The organism is Streptomyces sp. XM83C, from assembly GCF_023072675.1.
GTDB lineage: Bacteria > Actinomycetota > Actinomycetes > Streptomycetales > Streptomycetaceae > Streptomyces > Streptomyces thermocoprophilus.
In genome coordinates this window covers 1-21,685 of sequence record NZ_JALLGL010000078.1, presented here as the reverse complement: position 1 = coordinate 21,685, position 21,685 = coordinate 1, and the positions used below count along the sequence as shown (strand labels likewise).

Here is a 21,685-nt window from a genome sequence, read left to right as displayed (position 1 = left end):
GCCTCAAGGCGCCCCCCGCCCCCGCTGCCCCGGGATGCGGGCCAGTGCCCTGACCGCCGCCTCGGCGAGGGCCGGGTGGGCGAGAGCCTCGTTCAGCACCGGGCGGGCCCGCGCGTCGCCGAGCGCGCCGAGGCCCTCCACGCAGGCGAGAGCCACCCGCCGGTACGGGTCGTGCGGGCTCAGCCGACGCCGCAGCGTGGTGATCAGGGCGGGCACGGACTCGGGTGCGCGCAGCTCGGTGAGGAGCCGTATCGGGTGCAGGGCGTAGGCGACGCGCAGCTCGTTGGTGGCGAGGGCGGCGGCGGCCCGTGCGGTGCGCGGGTCGCCGAGCCGGGCGAGGGCGTGGGCGGCGGAGACACAGCGCTCGGGGTCGCGGTGGTTGAGCAGCAGGACGAGGGACTCGAAGGCGCGACTGTCCCCGGCCAGGCCCAGCCGGAACGCGGCCAGTTCCCTCGCCCACAGCGGGCGGCCCGGCTCGGTGAGCACGGCGGCCAGCTCGTCGAGGTCCGCGGTGGCGGCCAGCCGGTCGAACTCGGCCGCGCCGGCCGCCTCGTGCCGTAAGCGGTCCGTGAGCGATCGCAACTCTTCGTCCATGGAGCCGAGGTTAGGCGCACCACACCGAGTGAGGGACCCACATCACAAAGTCCGGGGGCTGGCGCGCTCGTTACCCACCGGTTAAGCTCAGACGAGCGAGATACCCCTCGCGTTTCTCCCCCACGACGGCTTGGTGACGCGGCCTCGTGGGAGCAGTCGGTTCGGTACCGAGTACCGCAGTACGGCTCGGCCCGGGGACAGGGCCGGTCGGAACCGCCGGTCGCCGGGCGTGTGCACGCCGTGGCGGCGGCACCGGGCGTGTGCGCTCGTAGCCCGGATACACACCCGCATTTCTTCTCGCGCTCGGTGCGCCCTTCGTCGGCGCACCCGGTCGCGCATCCCAGTCGTCACCCTCATTCTCTGGAGTCCCGCGATGGCCGCTCCCCAGCCCGACCCTTCCCTGTCCCCGATCGAGACCGTCGCCGTGGTCGGCCTCGGCACGATGGGCACCGGCATCTCCGAGGTGCTGATCCGCGCCGGCCGTACCGTGATCGGCATCGACATCAGCGAGGCGCAGGCCGCCCGCTGCACGTCCGCGCTGGAGTCCGCGACCGCCCGCGCCGTCGAGCGCGGCCGGCTGACGGAGGCGGAGCGCGCCGAGGCGCTGGCCCGGTTCCGCACCTCCACCGTGCTGTCCGCCGCGGCCGACGCCGACCTGGTGATCGAGGTGGCGCCGGAGTCGTACGAGATCAAGCACCAGATCATCCGTGAGCTGGACGAGGTCGTGCGCCCGGAGGCGATCCTCGCGACCGGCACCAACGCGCTGTCGGTGACGCGGCTGGCCGCGGACTCCGCCCACCCGGAGCGGGTGCTCGGCATGCACTTCTTCAACCCGGCGCCCGCGATGAAGCTCGTCGAGATCGTCTCGTCGGTGCTGACCGCGCCCGCCGCCGTCGGCCGGGTCACCGATCTCGCGCACGACCTGGGCAAGGAGCCCGTCGCGGTGGGCGACCGGCCCGGTTTCGTCGCCGACGGGCTGCTGTTCGGCTATCTGAACCAGGCGGCGGCGATGTACGAGGCGAAGTACGCCTCCCGGGAGGACATCGACGCGGCGATGCGGCTGGGCTGCGGTCTGCCGATGGGCCCGTTGGCGCTGCTCGACCTGATCGGCATCGACACCGCGCGGACCGTGCTGGAGGCGATGTACGCCGAGTCGCGTGACCGGCTGCACGCGCCGGCGCCGATCCTGAAGCAGCTCAGCGAGGCGGGCCTGACGGGCCGCAAGTCGGGCCGCGGCTTCTACACGTACGAGGCCCCCGGCAGCGCCGTCGTCGTGCGGGACGCGCTGACGCCGCTGGAGGGCTCGACGCTGGTGCCGGGCCGCCCGGTGCGGTCGGTGGGTGTGGCCGGCTCCGGCACGATGGCCTCCGGTATCGCGGAGGTGTTCGCGAAGGCCGGGTACGAGGTGGTCCTCGCCGCCCGCAGCGAGGAGAAGGCGCAGGCCGCGAAGGCGCGGATCGGCAAGTCGCTGGCCCGGTCGGTGGACAAGGGCAGGCTGACCGCGGAGGCCGCCGCGCAGACGCTGGAGCGGATCGTCCCGGCGGGTTCGTACGACGCGTTCGCCGACGTCGATCTGGCCGTCGAGGCGGTCGCGGAGGACCTGGACGTCAAGCGGCAGCTGTTCGCGGCGCTGGACAAGGTGTGCAAGCCGGGCGCGGTCCTCGCGACGACCACGTCCTCGCTGCCGGTGGTGGCGTGCGCGCGGGCCACCTCGCGTCCGCAGGACGTGATCGGCATGCACTTCTTCAACCCGGCGCCGGCGATGAAGCTGGTCGAGGTGGTCCGCACGGTGCTCACCGCGGACGACGTGCACGCCACGGTCCGCGAGGTCTGCGGGAAGATCAAGAAGCACGCGGTGGACTGCGGTGACCGGGCCGGCTTCATCGTCAACGCGCTGCTGTTCCCGTACCTGAACAACGCGATCAAGATGGTGCAGGAGCACTACGCCTCGCTGGACGACATCGACGCGGCGATGAAGCTGGGCGGCGGCTACCCGATGGGCCCGTTCGAGCTGCTGGACGTCGTCGGCCTGGATGTGTCGCTGGCCATCGAGAAGGTGCTGCACCGCGAGTTCCGTGACCCGGGCCTGGCCCCGGCGCCGCTGCTGGAGCACCTGGTGGCCGCGGGCTGCCTCGGCCGCAAGACGGGCCGCGGCTTCCGCGAGTATGCCCGGCGCTGACCGTCCGGGGGACGGCCCGGCGGCGGGCCGGGACTGGGGCGGGCTGCTCGATCCGGCGGTGCTCCCGCAGCCGGCCCGGCCCGCCCCTGCCCCGCCCCACCTGGGCGGGGGAATGCCCGGACCTGCGCGAAGAAGCCGGTCCATGCAGTACGTTCGGGGCATGTCCCAGCCCGCCAAGTCCTCACGTACACCAGCTACGCCAGACGCGCCGGAAAGTGCCGCAGGCAGTCGCGCCGCCGCCCAGCGGCTCAAGATGCGCCGGGAACTGGCGGCGGCCGCGATGGAGCTCTTCGCGACCAAGGGGTACGAGGCGACCACCGTCGACGAGATCGCCGCAGCCGCCGGGGTGGCCCGCCGCACCTTCTTCCGCCACTTCCGCTCCAAGGAAGAGGCGATCTTCCCCGACCACGACGACACCCTCGTACGGGTGGAGCGGGTGCTGAACGCGGCGCCCGCCCACGAGCACCCGCTCGACACGGTGTGCCGCGGCATCAAGGAAGTGATGAAGATGTACGCGGCGCGGCCGGAGATCTCCGTCGCCCGCTACCGGCTGACCCGCGAGGTGCCCACCCTGCGGGAGGCGGAGATCGCGTCGGTGGCCCGCTACGAACGTCTGTTCACGCGCTATCTGCTCGGCCACTTCGACGAGCACGCGCACGACGACGACGCCAACGACGACCCGCTGCTCGCCGAGGTCGCCGCGTCCGCCGTGGTCACCGCCCACAACCATGTGCTGCGGCGCTGGCTCAGGGCGGACGGGCAGGGCGATGTGGAGGCACAGCTCGACCACGCGTTCACCATCGTCCGCAAGACGTTCGGCACCGGCATCATGGCGGGCCGGGCGCCGGCGCCGCCGAAGCCGGCCGCGGCGACGGCGTCCACGCACGGCGAGGTGCTGGTGACGGTGGCCCGCACGGACGCCCCGCTGGACGAGGTGATGCGCACGATCGAGCAGGCGCTCAAGGAGCGCTGAGCCGCACACCGCGCGAGTGCCGGGTCACACCGGCGCTGTGAGAACGGCCACCCCTGAAGGGTGGCCGTTTTGCCATGTCAGGAGGGGTTTTCGAGGCGTTTTCCACCCGCCTCGGAGGGCTGTTCGATCGATCATCGCTCATTTGTTACGTAAAGATTTCATCTGCGCGCAAGTTCTGGCACTCAGTGCCTTGTCACCTGACACGCGGTGTCATACGTTGAAGGCGTCCGGGCGACTGTCCCAGCGGGCGCACCACCGGCCCGCGCGCCCCGGACGCCTGCGTCACAGGCACCCTCCCGCGCCACAAAGCGCTGCCGAACCCCAGCACCACCCGCCGGACCGACGGCACCCCGAAAACCACCCTCAGCAGCACCGACGTACCCCTCAGCGCCCCGCCCTCAGGGCGCTCACCGCCGGAGGCAACACCGTGACCATGAAGGACATCCTGGCCGCGATCCAGTCGCCCGAGTCCACCTCGGCCGACTTCGCGAACCTCGAGCTGCCCGACTCCTACCGGGCGATCACCGTCCACAAGGACGAGGTCGAGATGTTCGCGGGCCTCGCCACCCGCGACAAGGACCCGCGCAAGTCGCTCCACCTGGACGAGGTCCCGGTGCCCGAACTCGGCCCCGGCGAGGCCCTGGTGGCCGTCATGGCCTCCTCGGTCAACTACAACTCGGTGTGGACCTCGATCTTCGAGCCGCTGCCCACCTTCAACTTCCTGGAGCGCTACGGCAGGCTCTCCCCGCTGGCCAAGCGGCACGACCTGCCGTACCACATCATCGGCTCCGACCTGGCCGGCGTCGTCCTGCGCACCGGCCCCGGCGTCAACGCCTGGAAGCCCGGTGACGAGGTCGTCGCGCACTGCCTCAGCGTCGAGCTGGAGTCCCCCGACGGCCACGACGACACCATGCTCGACCCCGAGCAGCGCATCTGGGGCTTCGAGACCAACTTCGGCGGCCTCGCCGAGATCGCCCTGGTCAAGACGAACCAGCTGATGCCCAAGCCGAAGCACCTCACCTGGGAGGAGGCCGCCGCCCCCGGCTTGGTCAACTCCACCGCCTACCGCCAGCTGGTCTCCCGCAACGGCGCCGGCATGAAGCAGGGCGACAACGTGCTGATCTGGGGCGCCTCCGGCGGCCTCGGCTCGTACGCCACCCAGTTCGCCCTGGCCGGCGGCGCCACCCCGATCTGTGTCGTCTCCTCCCCGCAGAAGGCGGAGATCTGCCGGAGGATGGGCGCCGAGCACATCATCGACCGCAACGCCGAGGGCTACCGGTTCTGGAAGGACGAGCACACCCAGGACCCCAAGGAGTGGAAGCGGTTCGGCAAGCGCATCCGCGAGCTGACCGGCGGCGAGGACATCGACATCGTCTTCGAGCACCCCGGCCGTGAGACCTTCGGCGCCAGCGTGTACGTCACCCGCAAGGGCGGCACCATCACCACCTGCGCCTCCACCTCGGGCTACATGCACGAGTACGACAACCGCTACCTGTGGATGTCGCTGAAGCGCATCGTCGGCTCCCACTTCGCCAACTACCGCGAGGCCTACGAGGCCAACCGCCTCGTCTCCAAGGGCAAGATCCACCCGACCCTGTCGAAGACGTACACCCTGGAGGAGACGGGGCAGGCCGCCTACGACGTCCACCGCAACCTCCACCAGGGCAAGGTCGGCGTGCTCTGCCTCGCCCCCGAGGAAGGCCTCGGCGTGCGCGACGAGGAGATGCGCGCGAAGCACATCGACGCCATCAACCGCTTCCGGAACGTCTGAGGACAGCTGAGGTCATCGATGACAGAGCGTCAGCCCGCCGCCAGGCGGGAGAAGGACCGGCCGTGGCTCATGCGGACCTACGCCGGTCACTCCACGGCCGAGGCGTCCAACGAGCTGTACCGGCGCAACCTCGCCAAGGGTCAGACCGGCCTGTCGGTCGCCTTCGACCTGCCCACCCAGACCGGCTACGACCCCGACCACGTCCTCGCCCGCGGCGAGGTCGGCCGGGTCGGCGTGCCCGTCGCCCACCTGGGCGACATGCGCCGGCTGTTCCAGGACATCCCCCTGGAGCAGATGAACACCTCGATGACGATCAACGCCACCGCCATGTGGCTGCTGGCGCTCTACCAGGTCGTCGCCGAGGAGCAGGGCGCGGACATCACCAAGCTCCAGGGCACCACGCAGAACGACATCGTCAAGGAGTACCTGTCCCGCGGCACCCATGTGTTCCCGCCCGGCCCGTCGCTCCGCCTGACGACCGACATGATCGCCTACACGGTCTCCCACATCCCGAAGTGGAACCCGATCAACATCTGCAGCTACCACCTGCAGGAGGCCGGGGCCACGCCGGTGCAGGAGATCGCGTACGCGATGTCCACGGCGATCGCCGTGCTGGACGCGGTGCGCGACTCCGGGCAGGTGCCGGCGGAGAAGTTCGGCGACGTCGTCGCCCGGATCTCCTTCTTCGTCAACGCGGGCGTCCGCTTCGTCGAGGAGATGTGCAAGATGCGCGCCTTCGGCCGCATCTGGGACAAGGTCACCCGTGAGCGGTACGGCATCGACAACCCCAAGCAGCGCCGCTTCCGCTACGGCGTCCAGGTCAACTCGCTCGGCCTGACCGAGGCGCAGCCGGAGAACAACGTCCAGCGGATCGTCCTCGAGATGCTGGCCGTCACCCTGTCCAAGGACGCACGCGCGCGTGCCGTGCAGCTGCCGGCCTGGAACGAGGCGCTCGGCCTGCCCCGCCCCTGGGACCAGCAGTGGTCCCTGCGCATCCAGCAGGTCCTCGCGTACGAGAGCGATCTGCTGGAGTACGACGACATCTTCGAGGGCTCGAAGGTGATCGAGGCGAAGGTGGACGAGCTGGTCGAGGCGTCCCTCGCGGAGATGGAGCGGATCCAGGAGATGGGCGGCGCGATGGCCGCCGTCGAGTCCGGCTACCTCAAGTCGCAGCTCGTCGCCTCGCACGCCGAGCGGCGGGCGCGGATCGAGTCCGGCGAGGAGAAGATCGTCGGCGTCAACATCTTCGAGTCGACCGAGCCGAACCCGCTCACCGCCGACCTGGACACCGCGATCCAGACCGTCGACCCGGCCGTCGAGGCCCGCGTGGTGGAGTCGCTGCGGCACTGGCGGGACACCCGCTACCAGCCGCCGTTCAACCACCCGCGGCCCTGCAAGGCGCTGGAGCGGCTGAAGGAGGCGGCGCGCGGCACGGACAACCTCATGGAGGCCACCCTGGAGTGCGCCCGCGCCGGTGTCACGACCGGCGAGTGGGCGGGGGCCCTGCGCGAGGTGTTCGGCGAGTTCCGCGCGCCGACGGGCGTGTCGTCCGCGCCGGTCGCGGTCCGCCCCGAGGAGGGCTCCAAGCTGGCCGAGGTGCGCCGCAAGGTGGAGGCGACCGCCCGCGACATGGGGGTCGGCAAGCTGCGGTTCCTGGTCGGCAAGCCGGGCCTTGACGGGCACTCCAACGGTGCCGAGCAGATCGCCGTGCGGGCCCGCGACGCCGGGTTCGAGGTGGTCTACCAGGGCATCCGGCTCACCCCGGAGCAGATCGTGGACGCCGCGCTCGCCGAGGACGTGCACGCCGTCGGCCTGTCGATCCTCTCCGGCTCGCACGCCCAGCTCGTGCCGGACGTCCTCGAACGGCTGCGTGTGGCAGGTGCCACAGACATCCCGGTGATCGCCGGTGGCATCATCCCCAGCGGAGACGCCGAACAGCTGCTGGCCGCCGGCGTGGCCGCGGTCTTCACCCCGAAGGACTTCGACATCACCGGGATCATCGGCGCCATCGTCGACGAGATCCGGAAAGCGAACAAGCTCGACCCCCTGGAGGTCCCCGCATGACCGTCAACCGTCTGCGTCCGCGCCGCTCCTGCCTGGCGGTGCCGGGCAGCAATCCCCGCTTCCTGGAGAAGGCGCAGGGACTCCCGGCGGACCAGGTCTTCCTGGACCTCGAGGACGCCTGCGCGCCGCTCGCCAAGCCCGAGGCGCGGCACACCATCGTGAAGTTCCTCAACGAGGGCGACTGGACCGGCAAGACCCGCGTGGTCCGCGTCAACGACTGGACGACCGAATGGACGTACCGGGACGTCGTGACGGTCGTCGAGGGCGCCGGGCAGAACCTCGACTGCATCATGCTGCCGAAGGTGCAGAACGCCGAGCAGGTCGTCGCGCTGGACCTGCTGCTGACGCAGATCGAGAAGACGATGGGCTTCGAGGTCGGCCGGATCGGCATCGAGGCGCAGATCGAGAACGCGCAGGGCCTGAACAACGTCAACGCGATCGCGCAGGCCTCCCCGCGCATCGAGACGATCATCTTCGGCCCGGCCGACTTCATGGCGTCCATCAACATGAAGTCCCTCGTCGTGGGCGAGCAGCCGCCCGGCTACCCGGCGGACGCCTACCACTACATCCTGATGAAGATCCTGATGGCGGCCCGCGCCAACAACCTCCAGGCGATCGACGGCCCCTACCTTCAGATCCGCAACGTGGACGGGTTCCGCGAGGTCGCCGGCCGTGCCGCCGCACTCGGCTTCGACGGCAAGTGGGTGCTGCACCCCGGCCAGGTGGACGCCGCCAACGAGGTGTTCTCGCCGTCGCAGGGGGACTACGACCACGCCGAGCTGATCCTGGACGCGTACGAGTACTACACGTCCGAGGCGGGCGGCAAGAAGGGCTCCGCGATGCTCGGCGACGAGATGATCGACGAGGCCAGCCGCAAGATGGCCCTGGTCATCGCCGGCAAGGGGCGCGCCGCCGGTATGCAGCGCACCAGCAAGTTCGAGATCCCGGAGGCCTGACCGCCATGCAGTTCGGACGCACCTACGAGGAGTTCGAGGTCGGGGCGACGTACAAGCACTGGCCGGGCAAGACGGTCACGGAGTACGACGACCACCTGTTCTGTCTCCTCACGATGAACCACCACCCGCTCCACATGGACGTGAACTATGCGGAGAAGACGACGGACTTCGGCAAGAACGTCGTCGTCGGGAACTACATCTACTCGCTGCTGCTCGGCATGAGCGTGCCGGACATCTCCGGCAAGGCCATCGCCAACCTGGAGATCGAGTCGCTCAAGCACGTGGCGCCGACCTTCCACGGCGACACGATCTACGGCGAGACGACCGTGCTGGACAAGTGGCCGTCGAAGTCGAAGAACGACCGCGGCATCGTCTACGTCGAGACCAAGGGCTACAAGCAGGACGGCACGCTGGTGTGCGTGTTCCGCCGCAAGGTGATGGTGCCCACCGAGACGTACATCAAGGAGCGCGGCGGCGAGCAGCCGGGCCGCCCCGAGCTGAAGGAACAGGGGAAGTAAGCGATGGCCCGTCTCGCCCAGACCGCCGGTCTGACCGACGTCCAGCAGGAGATCCTCTCCACCGTCCGGGACTTCGTGGACAAGGAGATCATCCCCGTCGCGACGGAGCTGGAGCACCGCGACGAGTACCCGCAGCAGATCGTGGACGGGCTGAAGGAGCTCGGCCTGTTCGGTCTGATGATCCCCGAGGAGTACGGGGGCCTGGGCGAGTCCCTTCTCACATACGCGCTGTGCGTGGAGGAGATCGCCCGCGGCTGGATGTCCGTCTCCGGCATCATCAACACGCACTTCATCGTCGCGTACATGTTGAAGCAGCACGGGACGCAGGAGCAGAAGGAGCACTTCCTGCCGAGGATGGCGGCCGGCGACATCCGCGGCGCGTTCTCGATGTCGGAGCCGGGCCTCGGCTCCGATGTGTCGGCGATCACGTCGAAGGCGGTGAAGGACGGCGACGAGTACGTCCTGAACGGCCAGAAGATGTGGCTGACGAACGGCGGCACGTCCTCGCTCGTGGCGGTCCTCGTCAGAAGTGACGAAGGACACCCCGAGGGCACGGCCCCGCACAAGTCGATGACGACCTTCCTGATCGAGAAGGAGCCGGGCTTCGGCGAGGTCCGTCCGGGCCTGACCATCCCCGGCAAGATCGAGAAGATGGGCTACAAGGGCGTCGACACGACCGAGCTCATCATGGACAACCTGCGGATTCCGGCCGATCGGGTGCTCGGCGGCGTCACCGGCCGAGGTTTTTACCAAATGATGGACGGAGTCGAGGTCGGCCGCGTCAATGTCGCGGCACGTGGCTGCGGCGTCGCGCAGCGTGCTTTCGAGCTGGGTGTCCAGTACGCCCAGCAACGTCACACTTTCGGCAAGCCGATCGCGCAGCACCAGGCCATCCAGTTCAAGCTCGCCGAGATGGCCACCAAGGTCGAGGCGGCGCATGCGATGATGGTGAACGCAGCCCGCAAAAAGGACTCCGGGGAACGAAACGACCTCGAAGCCGGTATGGCGAAGTACCTCGCCTCCGAGTACTGCAAGGAGGTGGTGGAGGACGCCTTCCGGATCCACGGCGGCTACGGCTTCTCGAGGGAGTACGAGATCGAGCGCCTCTACCGCGAGGCTCCGATGCTGCTCATCGGTGAAGGTACCGCCGAGATCCAGAAAATGATCATCGGGCGCAGGCTGCTCGAAGAGTATCGGTTCCAGGGCTGATTGTCCGGGTGCGGGGTGTTTTCTCCGGGAGGAAGATCACACCCCGTAGGCACTCTTCGGTCGCCGACTCGGCTGGCCGGCTTACCCAGTTGTGCCCGTGAACCGCTACGATCGCGGAAAGCCGCCGTCCCCCTCCTGAAGCGCGGCATCATCCGCTACGAAGGTCATCCATGCCCCACAGCCAAACCTCTGCACCTCGCGACAGCCGAGCCGGCGTACGCCTCGCGCGCGGAGCATCGCCGTGGCTTCTCCCGACCGTCGCCACCGCAGCCGTCAGCCTCCTGCGCGCCCGCCGCTCCGGTGCCGCCAGGGCCGTCGCCGTCCCCGCCACCGCGCTCGCGGCGGGGATGCTGTGGTTCTTCCGCGACCCCGAGCGCGAGATCGCCACGGGCCGGGTCATCTCGCCCGCCGACGGTGTGGTGCAGAGCATCATGCCCTGGAAGGACGGCCGCACCCGCGTCGCGATCTTCATGAGCCCGCTCAACGTCCACGTCAACCGCGCGCCGCTGGCCGGCACCGTGACCTCCGTCGAGCACATCCCGGGCGGATTCGTTCCCGCTTTCAACAAGGAGAGCGAGAACAACGAGCGGGTCGTCTGGCACTTCGACACCGAGCTGGGCGACATCGAGATGATCCAGATCGCCGGCGCGGTGGCCCGCCGGATCGTCCCCTACATCCCTGAGGGCACGAAGGTCGAGCAGGGCGAGCGCATCGGCCTGATCCGTTTCGGCTCGCGTGTCGACCTGTACCTGCCGGAGGGCGTGGACGTCGCGGTGGAGGTCGGCCAGAAGACGGTGGCTGGGGTGACTCGCATTGACCGTGATTGATCCAGAGACCCAGGCAGGCTGGGTGCCCGAGGCGGACGGGGACGACGAGGAGGAGATGCCCCTCTCGCTCCGGCTGTCGATAGCGGACACCCTCACCCTCGGCAACGCCACGTGCGGCTTCATGGCGGTGTACTTCACCACCACCGGCATCCTGATCCCGCACATCACCGGCAGCGAGGAATCCGGCATGGCCCGCCACAGCGCGGCCACCGCCGTCATCCTCATGCTGTGCGCTGCGGTCTTCGACCTGTTCGACGGCCTGGTGGCGCGCAAGCTGCGCTCCTCCCCCATGGGCGCCGAGCTGGACAACCTGTCCGACCTGATCAGCTTCGGGCTGGCTCCCGCGTACTTCGTGCTCGTCTACGGCATGGTCGCCAACGACGCCCACCAGCGGGTGGCCGCGCTCGGGGCGATCGTGGTGCTGCTGGCGGTCGTGCTGAGGCTCGCGAGATTCTCCTGCGTGACGATGAAGGACGGCATGTTCCAGGGCATGCCGAGCCCGTTCGGCGCGCTGACGGTGGTCTCCATCGTGCTGCTGGAGCTGCCCTTCGTGGCGACGCTGCTGGCGATCCTCGGCACCGCGTGGCTGATGGTGAGCCGCGTGGAGTACCCCAAGCCGCGGGGCCGCCTCGCCGCCGCGATGCTCGGCTGGATCGTCCTGTCGATGGGCCTGCTGGCGGCCTGGGCGTTCGACGCGCCGAGCGGCCAGCTGCTCCTCCAGACGGGCTGCGCCCTGCAACTGGTCATGGGCGCCGTCATCCCGCTGTTCGCCACGGCACGCCGGGTGAACAACTTCCGCGACAACCGCCGCGAGGCACGGGCGGCACAGCTGCCGTAGCGGACGCCGTACGCACACCGCGAGGGGCCCGGACCGATTCGGTCCGGGCCCCTCGGCGTGCCGTGGGCGTGCGGGCGGCGCCGGTCAGGTGAGGTAGTCGCGGGCGATGCGGGCGGCCACCCGCTGAAGGATCGGGCCCGCCTCCGCGATGCAGCGGGAGACGTCAGGCTCCTCGTCGGTCAGGGGGTACGCGCGACGGATGCCGGCCCGGCCCAGGACCTCCGGGGCGAGCGCCAGACGGCCGCAGACCGCCACGACCTCCTTGCCCGCGGCCCGCGCCGCGGCGGCGACCCCCGCCGGGGCCTTGCCGTGCAGGGTCTGCTCGTCCAGCGAGCCCTCCCCGGTGATCACCAGGTCGGCCCGTTCCAGGGCGGGGGCGAACCCCAGCACGTCCAGCATGACCTCGATGCCGGGCCGGAACCGGGCGCCCAGCAGCAGCGCGCCGTAGCCGATGCCGCCCGCCGCGCCCGCGCCCGGCGCCGCCGCGAACTCGGCGGCCTTCGGGCCGGCCGCTGCCTCCAGCACCTTCGCGTAGTGCGCGAGGGCCGCGTCCAGTTGCGCCACGTCGTCCGGGGAGGCGCCCTTCTGCGGGCCGTACACGGCCGGGGCGCCCGTCGGGCCGGTCAGCGGGTTGTCGACGTCGCTGGCGAGCACCAGCTCCACCTCGCCGAGCCGCGCGTCCAGCCCGGACAGGTCGGCGGTGGCCAGTCGGGCCAGCCCGCCGCCGCCCGGCGGCACCGGCTCACCGTCGGCGCCGAGGAACCGCGCGCCGAGCGCGGTCAGCATCCCGGCGCCGCCGTCGGTGGTGGCGCTGCCGCCGACCCCGAACACGACGGTGCGGGCGCCCGCGTCCAGCGCGGCACGCAGCAGCTCGCCCGAGCCGTACGTGGAGGACGTCAGCGGTGCGAGGACCCCGTCGGGCAGCCGCTGCAACCCGCTGGCCTCGGCCATCTCCACCACGGCGGTGTCGCCGCGCAGCGCGAACGCCGCGGTCACCTCGTCGCCGAGGGGCCCCGCGACCCGTACCTCATGCCGTTCGAACCCGGCCGCGACGGCCGCGGCGACCGTGCCGTCACCGCCGTCGGCGACGGGCAGCGCCTCCACCTCGATGTCCGGCACGACCAGCCGCAGCCCGGCCGTCACCCGCTCGGCGACCTGCACCGCCGTCAGCGAGCCCTTGAACTTGTCCGCGGCGACGAGCACCCGCCGGGTGCCGTGCACAGCAGCTTCCGCCACTTCGCAATCCCCTTGCTCTCCGGGCCCCGACGCACGTCAGGGCCAGTCGCGCCGCTGCGACCTTAACCGGAGAGCGACCGCGCCGTCATGCCCCCGCCCGCGGTGCGGACACCCCGCGCGACCGCCGGACCGGGACAGGCGCGCGGGAAACGGGTACACCGAGGGCATGACCTCTGTGGGCACGACGGGCATCGCGCACCGGCCGGCCGCCACGGGACCGGACCTCGCCGACCGCATCCTCGGCGGCTGGCTCGGCCGGATCGCGGGCAACATGCTCGGCAAGCCGGTCGAGCAGGGCGAGGTGTGGACCCGCGACCGCATCGACCGCTATCTGCGGCAGGCGGACGCCCTGCCCCTCACCGACTACCTCCCCGAGCCTCCGCCCGGCCACGACGGGCCGCCGCTGCGCCCGGAATGGCGGCAGTGCGTACGCGGCCGTGTCGACGGCAGCTGCCGCGACGACGACATCGACTACGCGATCCTCGGCCTGCATCTGCTGGAGACCCACGGCTTCGGCTTCAGCACCGAGCAGGTCGGCGACCTGTGGCTGCTGCGGCTGCCGTACGGGCAGACGTTCACGGCGGAGCGGGCCGCCTACCGCAATCTGGCGAACGGGCTGAGGCCGCCGGTGACGGCGACGTACGACAACCCGTACCAGGAGTGGATCGGCGCGCTGATCCGCGCCGACGTGCACGGCTGGACCAGCCCCGGCGACCCGGTGCGGGCGGCCGGTCCGGCCCGCCGGGACGCGGTGCTGTCGCACACCGGGAACGGCGTGTACGGCGCGATGTGGGCGGCGGCGCTGATCGCGGCGGCGTTCACCGCGCCCGCGGTCCGTGACGCGCTGGAGACCGCGCTGACCGTGGTGCCGGTGGGCTGCCGGCTCGCCCGCGCGGTACGGCGGGTGATCTCCCTGTACGAGGCCGGGCTGCCCTGGGAGGACACGCTGGCCACGGTCGGCGAGGAGACCGCCGGGCTCGGCTGGATCCACACCGTGCCCAATGCCGCCGTGCTCACCGCGGGGCTGCTGTACGGCGACGGCGACTTCACGCGGACCGTCGCGCTGACCGTGCGGGGCGGCCTGGACACCGACTCCAACGGCGCGACGGCCGGCTCGGTGGCCGGGGTGCTGACCGGTGCCGCGGCCATTCCCCCGCAGTGGACGGAGCCGCTGCACGACACCGTCCGCAGCGCCGTGTTCGGCTTCGACGGGGTGCGGATCAGCGAGCTGGCCGAGCGCACGCTGCGCCTGGCGGGAACGGATGTGCGTCGGCCCGGCTTGGATACGCTGCGGCAATGACCTCTGCTGACTTCGCCGCCTATCTCGCCTCGCTCCCCCGCGTCCTCGCCGGTGCCGCCGCGCTGTTCCGGGACGCCGAGGGCCGGGTGCTGCTCGTGGAGCCGAACTACCGCGAGGGCTGGACGCTGCCCGGCGGGACGATCGAGTCCGACGACGGGGAGACCCCGCGCGAGGGCGCACGCCGGGAGACACTGGAGGAGATCGGCCTGGACCGGCCGCTGGGGCGGCTGCTGGCCGTGGACTGGGTGCGCCGGCCGGGCCGCCCGCCGCTGGTGGCGTATCTGTACGACGGCGGGGTGCTCGGCGAGGACGATCTGAAGGCGATCCGGCTCCAGGAGGAGGAGCTGCTGTCCTGGCGTCTGGTGCCTCGCGCGGAGCTGTCGTCGTATCTGCCGGGCGCCACCGCCGGCCGTGTCCTGGCCGCCCTGGACGTCCTGGCGGGCGGCTCGGGCACGGCGGAACTGGAGAACGGGCAGCGGGTCGGCTGACCGGCACGGTCACGGCCCGCCCGGATATCCGTTCGCCGTCCCCGTCGCCCGCCCCCTACTGTCGGCCGCATGACCAAGCCCCTCGTCGCCGTGCTCAGCGGAGCCGGCATCTCCACCGACTCCGGCATCCCCGACTACCGCGGCCCGAACGGGCTGTGGCGGCGCGACCCGGAGGCGGAGAAGCTCGTCACGTACGACTTCTACATGAACGACCCGGAGATCAGGCGCCGTTCGTGGCTCATGCGGAAGGAGGCCGGCGCGCTCGGCGCGGAGCCGAACGCCGCACACCGGGCGGTGGCCGAGCTGGAGCGGTCCGGGGTTCCGGTGCGGGTGATCACGCAGAACGTGGACGGGCTGCACCGGCTCGCCGGGATGCCCGCCCGCAAGGTCCTCGAACTGCACGGCACGGCACGGGAGGTGCTGTGCACGCGCTGCCGCACCCGCGGCCCGATGGACGAGGCCCTCGCGCGCCTCGACGCCGGCGACCCGGACCCGGCGTGCCTGAAGTGCGGGGGCGTGCTGAAGCCGGCGACGGTGATGTTCGGCGAGCGCCTCGACCCGGAGGTCCTCGGCCGGGCCGCCGCGATCACCAAGGCCTGCGACGTCTTCATCGCCGTCGGCACCAGCCTCCAGGTCCAGCCGGCGGCGGGCCTCGCGGGCGTCGCCGCCGACCACGGCGCCCGCCTGATCATCGTCAACGCGGAGCCGACGCCGTACGACGACATCGCCGACGAGGTGATCCGCGAGCCCATCCGCACGGCCCTGCCGGATCTGCTGCGCGGGATCGCGGCCGGGGGCGGGAGGTGAGGCCCGAGACGGACCGGCCCTACGACCCCGAGGACGACCGCGTCTGGCTGTGGTGTCCTTGACGGGCTCGGGCGGGGAGGGAGTTGATCGGGTGGTCGTCCGTCGCCCACAGGTACCGGACGGCGTACGCCCGCCAGGGCCGCCGGGCCTCCGCGCGGGCGGTGAGGGCGGCCGGCGCGGAGGGCAGGCCGAGACGCCGGGCGGCGCGGCGCACGCCGAGGCCGGTGGGGAAGGTGGCCCCCCGCCGGCCTGCGACGCCCCGGATCGCCTGCGGCGCCATGGACCGCGCCCGGCGCCACGGACCGCGCACGACGCCGCGAGTCACGTACGACGCCACGGACCGCGCCCGGCGCCACGGCTCTCGTTCGACGCCGCACATCGCGTACGGTGCCGCTGAACCGTCAGAAGTTGATCATGTGTCCGGCGAGGCCGTGCACCGCTTCCTTCACCGCCTCGCCGAGCGTCGGATGGGCGTGCACATTGCGGGCGACCTCGTGGACGGTGAGGTCCCACTGCTGGGCGAGGGTCAGCTCCGGCAGCAGCTCGGTGACGTCGGGTCCGATGAGGTGGCCGCCGATCAGCTCGCCGTACCTGGCGTCGGCGATCAGCTTGACGAAGCCGCTCGAGTCGCCGAGGCCGTGCGCCTTGCCGTTGGCGGTGAACGGGAACTTCGCCACCTGCACGTCGTACCCGAGGTCGCGGGCCTGCTGCTCGGTGTAGCCGAAGCTGGCGATCTGCGGCTGGCAGTAGGTGGCGCGCGGGATCATCGCGTAGTCCAGCTCCATCGTCTCCGCGCCGGCGATGGTCTCGGCGGCGACGATGCCCATGGCCTCGGCGGCGTGCGCGAGCATCAGCTTCGCGGTGACGTCACCGATGGCGTACAGGTGGGGGACACTGGTGCGGCAGCGGCCGTCGACGGCGATCGCGCCGCGTTCGGTGAGCTGGACGCCGGTGGCTTCCAGGCCGTAGCTTTCGACGTTCGGCTGGAAACCGATCGCCTGGAGCACCTTGTCGGCCTCCAGGACCTGCTGGGAACCGTCCTTGGCGGTGACGGTGACCCTGACCTGGTCGCCGGACTCGTCGATGGAGTCGACGCGGGTGGAGGTGAGCACGTCGATGCCGAGCCGGCGGTACTGCTTGGCGAGTTCGGCGGAGACCTCGGCGTCCTCCAGCGGGGCCATCCGGTCGAGGAACTCGACGATGGTGACCTTCACGCCGTAGTTGTGCAGCACGTACCCGAACTCGACGCCGATCGCGCCGGCGCCCGCGATGACGACGGAGCGGGGCAGGTCCTCGGAGAGGATCTGCTCCTCGTAGGTCACGACGCGGGAGGTGCGGCGGGTGCCGGGCAGCAGCTTCGGTGCGGCGCCGGTGGCGATGATGCAGTGGTCGAAGCCGATGGTGCGGGTGTTCCCGTCGTACCCGGCGATCTGCAGGGTGTGCGGGTCGAGGAAGGTGCCGCGCCCGTCGAACTCGGTGATCTTGTTCTTCTTCATCAGGTAGTGGACGCCCTTGACGCGGCCGTCGGCGACCTTGCGGCTGCGCCGGAACGCCTCGCCGTAGTCGAAGGTGATCTGTCCGTCGACCTTGATGCCGAAGGTCTTCGTCTCCTTGGTGAGGATGTGCGCCAGCTCGGCGTTGCGCAGCAGCGCCTTGGAGGGGATGCAGCCCACGTTGAGGCAGACGCCGCCCCAGTACTTCTCCTCCACGACGGCGACACGCTGTCCCAGCTGGGCGGCGCGGATCGCGGCGACGTATCCGCCGGGTCCCGCGCCGAGAACGACGACGTCGAAGCGATCGTCCTGCTCGGCCATTGGGGGTTCTCTCCCTCTCCGCAGGGGTCTGTCGGCTCCGGGGTTCGGCTCCGGTGCGATTCTTCCGCCGACGCGGCACGCCCGCCACACCGAGCGGCTCCCTCCCCCGTGGTGTCGCTGCGCCCGCCTCCCGCATCCGGGCGAAGACAAAGCCGCCGGGTGGACGCGGTCGGCGGGCGGGCCGCCGAGGGGGCGGGCCTACTCGGGCAGGTCCGCGGCCGTGGGCGTGCGGGAGGCGGCCGTCGCCTGCCCTACGTCGGTGAGGGGCCGCAGCCGGTAGGTGTAGGCGTAGTCGCGGTCGGCGAAGAGTTTGTACCGGTCGTGGGTGTGCGCTCCCCAGCTGTTGTCGCCGCCGACACCCATCTGCCGGTGGTTGACCCGCAGGACGACCTCGTCGCGCGGGTCGAGCTGGTGGTCGTGGCGGGCGCCGAGGGAGAGATCCTCGGGTGTGAAGTGGGAGGCGTTGATCTCGATCAGCGGTTCGCCGCTGACGAGGAGGCCCCGTCCTCGGCCGTCGGTGAGGGCCGCCCAGCGCACGTCGGTCCTGTTGCCGTTCTCCTGGGGGCGGCTGTACGGCGTCCACTGGCCGGAGACGGTGCCGGAGTACAGGCCGACGTCGGTGCCGTCGTTGCGGTCCCGGTAGTTCTCCTCGGGGCCGCGCCCGTAGTAGTGCAGGTGTTCCAGCCGGGCGGGCAGGAGCAGCAGGGAGCCGACCTCCGGCAGGTAGGGCAGGGTGGGCGCGCCGGGGTGCAGGGTGTGGTCGACGCGGATCTCGGCATTGCCGAACACGGTGTAGACGGTGGTGTACGTGGAGACGGTCGTCGTCGGCAGGGTGCCGGTCACCTCGATGCGCACGGCCCGGTCGCGCAGGGCGTGCGCGGTGACGGAGGTGACGGTGCGGCGGGCGCCTGCGTCGCGCCAGGTGGCGTTGCGGGTGTGCTGGCCGTTGCCGCGGTCGTTGTCGGTGGGGGCGCGCCAGAAGTTGGGTGCGGGCCCGGACAGGATCAGGTTGTCGCCGCCGGCCCGGTACGAGGTGATGACGCCGGTGCGTTTGTCGACGGTGACCGAGAAGTCTCGTCCGGTGACGGTGACGGCGTCGTCGCGGTCGGTGTGGGTGAGGGCGGGGACGCGGTCCAGGGGCACGGGGGTGACGGGCGGGCCTCCCGCGTCGAGCGGGAGCTGGGTGCGGGCGATCTCGAAGCCGGCGTCGGCCCAGGGCGTGGACTCGCGGGTGGTGAAGGACAGTTCGAGGAAGTACTCGGTGCCGGGCGCGGGGTGGGCGGGCAGCCGTACGGGGAGGGTGACGTCCTTGCGGGACAGCGGCGGTACGTGGGCCTGGTCGCGGGTCAGGCGGCCCTTCTGCACGGTGTTGCCGTCGGCGACGAGGGACCAGCTGATGTCGAAGGCGCGCAGGTCGGTGAAGAGGTGCTCGTTGACGAGGGTGACGGTGCGTCCGTCGGGGGCGGCGAGGACCGCGTGGGCGGCCTGGTAGACGCGTTTGACCTGGGCGGCCTTGCCGGTGTGCCGGCGGTCGGCGGTGACGATGCCGTCGGCGGAGAAGTTGCCGTCGTTGGGGTTGTCGCCCCAGTCGCCGCCGTAGGCGAGGAACGTCTTCTGCCGGGGTCGTTCGCGGCGTACGGCGGCGGTGGCGGCGTCGAACCAGAAGCGGACGGCGTCGTCGCCGGGGCCGCGGGTGTCGTCGGCGAGTTCGGCGGCGGTGAGGGCGCGGGCGTGGACGCGGGCCGCGCGGATGCTGCCGCTGAAGACGCGGGCCGGGTTGTCGGCGTCGGTGCCGAGGGAGAGCGGGGCGGTGTTGGTCTCGGGGCGGCGGTCGGTGATGCGGGTCGCCCTGACCCGGCCGTCGACGTACAGGGTGAGGGTGCCGGCGTTCGCGTCGAAGACACCGGCGATGTGGTGTTCGGTGCCGGTCCAGCCGGTGTCGGGCAGGGCCCAGCTCGCGCTGACCCACTGGCCGCCGCCGTGGATGAAGAACTCCAGTGTCCGGTCGGTCTGTTTCAGCGCGTACTGGGTGTCGCCCTTGGCGAGGACGGGCTGGTGGTAGCCGGTGAAGCGAGGGGTGATCCACGCCTCCAGGGTGAGGGAGCCGGTCAGGTCGAGCGCGGGGTCGCGGGCGAAGACGGTGGCGCCGGTCACGCCGCGGGTGCGGTCGAAGGAGCCCGCCGGGTCGAGGAGTTCACCGCGCAGCCGGTGCGGGCCGGTCTCGGTGAGCAGGGTGCGCGGCGGGGCCGGCCAGTGCAGGGCCTGGTCGGCGAAGTCCCAGATCCAGCCGCCCTGGAGGACGTCGTGACGGCGGATCAGGTCCCAGTACTCGGTGAGGTTGCCGGTGGAGTTCCCCATCGAGTGGCTGTACTCGATCATCACGTACGGGCGGGTGTCGGCGGTGTCCGCAGCGCGCTGCGCGACCCGGGCGGGGCTCTCGTACATCGCGGAGCGGATGTCGCTGATGCCTGGGCGGTCGTCGCCCTCGTACTGGATGACGCGGGTCGGGTCGGCGGAGCGGATCCAGTCGTGCATGGCGGTGAAGGTGCTGCCGCCGCCGGCCTCGTTGCCGAGGGACCAGATGACGACACTGGCGTGGTTCTTGTCGCGGTGGACCATGTTGCGGGCGCGGGCGAGGCAGGCGGCGGTCCACTCGGGCTCGTCGCCGGGGTAGCGACTGCGGATGCCGTGGGTCTCCAGGTTGGTCTCGTCGACGAGGTACAGGCCGTACTCGTCGGCGAGTTCGAGCCACAGCGGGTTGTTCGGGTAGTGGGAGGTGCGGACGGAGTTGATGTTCATCCGCTTGATGATCGTGATGTCCTCGATCATGTCGGCGCGGGTGAGGGCCGTGCCGCGGGCGGGGTGCATCTCGTGGCGGTTGGTGCCGCGGAGGGAGACCGGGCGGCCGTTGATGCGCATCAGCCCGTCCTTCAGCGCGAACTCGCGCAGGCCGACGCGGTGCGAGAGGGTCTCGGTGATCCGGCCCGAGGGGTCGCGCAGGCGGAGCACGGCGGTGTAGAGGTAGGGGTCCTCCGCCGACCAGAGGCGCGGTGCGGGCACGTCCCGGGCGGCGCTGACGGTGACCTCGCCGCGTGCGGGGACGTCGGCGGTCCGCACGAGCGGCCGGGGCCAGACGGGGTGCCCGTCGGCGTCGTACAGCATCGTGTCGACGGTGTACCGTCCGCCGGATGCGTCGCCGTACGCCCGGACGCTCGCGGTGACCGACAGCGCGGCGCTGCGGTGGTCGTCGCCGAGCGGGGTGACCAGGGTGAAGTCCCGCAGGTGGACGGGCGGGGTGGAGTAGAGGTAGACCGAGCGGAAGATGCCGCTCAGCCGGATCATGTCCTGGTCCTCCAGCCAGTCGCCGTCGGAGTAGCGGTAGACCTCGACGGCGATCCGGTTGGTGCCCGGCTTCACCAGGTCGGTGATGTCGTACTCGGCCGGGGTGCAGGAGTCCTCGCTGTAGCCGACGAGGGTGCCGTTGATCCACACGTAGTGGGCGGACTTCACGCCCTCGAAGTGCAGGAAGGTGCGGCGGCCCGACCAGGCGCGCGGGACGGTGAAGGTGCGCCGGTACTGGCCGACGGGGTTGAAGCGGGTCGGTGCGGCCGGCGGCTGCGGGTCCTCGCCGAGGCCGTTGGGGCCCCAGTAGGGGTAGGTGATGTTGGTGTAGATCGGCGCGTCGTGGCCGTGGAGCTGCCACACCGAGGGAACGGGGATGGTGTCCCAGTCGCTGTCGTCGAGGTCGGTGCGGTGGAAGTCGGGGTCCCGGTCGTCGGGGCGGTCGGCGTGGGCGAACTTCCAGGTGCCGTCGAGGCCGAGGCGGTACGGCGATCTCGTGCGGTCGGCGGCGAGCGCCTGGGCGAGATCCGCGTACGGCATGAGGGTGGTGTGCGGGGGCTCGGTGCCGATCTGGAAGAGGTCGAGGTGTCCGTTCCACTCGGTCCGCCCGGGTGCCGCGTCGCCGGGGCCGGCGGGGGCGGCCTGCGCGGCGGCGCGGGCGTCGGCCGGGTGCGCGGCGAGGGCGAGGGTGCCGAGGACGGCGGCCGAGGATTCCAGGAGCCGGCGGCGGCTGACCACGGGCCTGGTGGCGGGCCGGGCGGCGGGGGCG

16 protein-coding genes and 1 pseudogene are annotated in these 21,685 nt (G+C 71.3%); 12 read left to right on the top strand and 5 right to left on the bottom strand.

The window, feature by feature from the left end:
* Positions 1-3: 3 nt before the first annotated feature.
* Positions 4-594 (bottom strand): adenylosuccinate lyase, encoded by a 591-nt coding sequence (locus MTQ10_RS11755; protein WP_247465771.1) that lies wholly within the window; start codon positions 592-594, stop codon positions 4-6.
* A gap of 373 nt (positions 595-967) precedes the next feature.
* Here MTQ10_RS11755 and MTQ10_RS11750 point away from each other — a divergent pair, with 373 nt between their 5' ends.
* From MTQ10_RS11750 to pssA, 9 genes are all read left to right on the top strand, one after another.
* Positions 968-2,773: a 3-hydroxyacyl-CoA dehydrogenase family protein gene (locus tag MTQ10_RS11750; protein ID WP_247465767.1), complete on the top strand. Its 1,806-nt coding sequence runs from the start codon at positions 968-970 to the stop codon at positions 2,771-2,773.
* A 160-nt stretch (positions 2,774-2,933) separates the two neighbouring features.
* Complete coding sequence (locus MTQ10_RS11745; protein WP_374117594.1) at positions 2,934-3,746, top strand: TetR family transcriptional regulator; 813 nt, start codon at positions 2,934-2,936, stop codon at positions 3,744-3,746.
* A gap of 433 nt (positions 3,747-4,179) precedes the next feature.
* Positions 4,180-5,517 (top strand): crotonyl-CoA carboxylase/reductase, encoded by a 1,338-nt coding sequence (ccrA, locus tag MTQ10_RS11740; protein ID WP_247465778.1) that lies wholly within the window; start codon positions 4,180-4,182, stop codon positions 5,515-5,517.
* A gap of 18 nt (positions 5,518-5,535) precedes the next feature.
* Complete coding sequence (locus MTQ10_RS11735) at positions 5,536-7,581, top strand: protein meaA (protein WP_247465761.1); 2,046 nt, start codon at positions 5,536-5,538, stop codon at positions 7,579-7,581.
* Positions 7,578-8,537, top strand: a complete 960-nt coding sequence (locus MTQ10_RS11730; protein ID WP_247465760.1) for an HpcH/HpaI aldolase/citrate lyase family protein — start codon at positions 7,578-7,580, stop codon at positions 8,535-8,537. The genes MTQ10_RS11735 and MTQ10_RS11730 overlap by 4 nt, the downstream gene beginning before the upstream one ends.
* A 5-nt stretch (positions 8,538-8,542) precedes the next feature.
* Positions 8,543-9,055 (top strand): MaoC family dehydratase, encoded by a 513-nt coding sequence (locus tag MTQ10_RS11725; protein ID WP_247465757.1) that lies wholly within the window; start codon positions 8,543-8,545, stop codon positions 9,053-9,055.
* A 3-nt stretch (positions 9,056-9,058) separates the two neighbouring features.
* A complete protein-coding gene (locus MTQ10_RS11720) occupies positions 9,059-10,264 on the top strand; it encodes an acyl-CoA dehydrogenase family protein (protein ID WP_247465754.1) in 1,206 nt (401 codons plus the stop codon).
* Positions 10,265-10,434: 170 nt separating this feature from the next.
* Positions 10,435-11,091, top strand: coding sequence for a phosphatidylserine decarboxylase (locus tag MTQ10_RS11715; RefSeq protein WP_247465750.1), 657 nt, complete (start codon positions 10,435-10,437; stop codon positions 11,089-11,091).
* A gap of 22 nt (positions 11,092-11,113) precedes the next feature.
* Entirely contained in the window at positions 11,114-11,929 is an 816-nt protein-coding gene (gene pssA / locus MTQ10_RS11710; RefSeq protein WP_247465776.1) for a CDP-diacylglycerol--serine O-phosphatidyltransferase, read from the top strand.
* A gap of 84 nt (positions 11,930-12,013) precedes the next feature.
* On the opposite strand, the gene MTQ10_RS11705 is transcribed toward pssA, so the two are convergent.
* Positions 12,014-13,150 carry a glycerate kinase gene (locus MTQ10_RS11705; protein WP_374117593.1) on the bottom strand — a complete coding sequence of 379 codons (1,137 nt, stop codon included), beginning with the start codon at positions 13,148-13,150 and terminating at the stop codon, positions 12,014-12,016.
* Between the two features lie 181 nt (positions 13,151-13,331).
* On the opposite strand from MTQ10_RS11705, the gene MTQ10_RS11700 reads away from it, so the two are divergent.
* From MTQ10_RS11700 to MTQ10_RS11690, 3 genes are all read left to right on the top strand, one after another.
* A complete protein-coding gene (locus tag MTQ10_RS11700; protein ID WP_247465744.1) occupies positions 13,332-14,465 on the top strand; it encodes an ADP-ribosylglycohydrolase family protein in 1,134 nt (377 codons plus the stop codon).
* On the top strand, positions 14,462-14,953 hold the full coding sequence (locus MTQ10_RS11695) for an NUDIX domain-containing protein (protein ID WP_247465741.1): 492 nt from the start codon (positions 14,462-14,464) through the stop codon (positions 14,951-14,953). Before MTQ10_RS11700 ends, MTQ10_RS11695 begins: the two co-directional genes overlap by 4 nt.
* Before the next feature lie 69 nt (positions 14,954-15,022).
* Positions 15,023-15,760 (top strand): SIR2 family NAD-dependent protein deacylase, encoded by a 738-nt coding sequence (locus MTQ10_RS11690; protein WP_247465738.1) that lies wholly within the window; start codon positions 15,023-15,025, stop codon positions 15,758-15,760.
* A 19-nt stretch (positions 15,761-15,779) separates the two neighbouring features.
* On the opposite strand, the pseudogene MTQ10_RS11685 reads toward MTQ10_RS11690, so the two are convergent.
* The 3 genes and pseudogenes from MTQ10_RS11685 to MTQ10_RS11675 form a co-directional block, all read right to left on the bottom strand.
* Positions 15,780-16,064 (bottom strand): annotated as a pseudogene (locus MTQ10_RS11685) (hypothetical protein); the annotation flags it as partial.
* 97 nt (positions 16,065-16,161) lie between these two features.
* The gene (lpdA, locus tag MTQ10_RS11680; protein ID WP_247465735.1) at positions 16,162-17,574 is read right to left on the bottom strand and encodes a dihydrolipoyl dehydrogenase; all 1,413 of its coding nucleotides are present in this window, start codon (positions 17,572-17,574) and stop codon (positions 16,162-16,164) included.
* Between the two features lie 198 nt (positions 17,575-17,772).
* Positions 17,773-21,685 (bottom strand): glycoside hydrolase family 2 TIM barrel-domain containing protein (locus tag MTQ10_RS11675; RefSeq protein WP_282612066.1); only part of this gene is annotated, 3,913 nt, incomplete at its 5' end.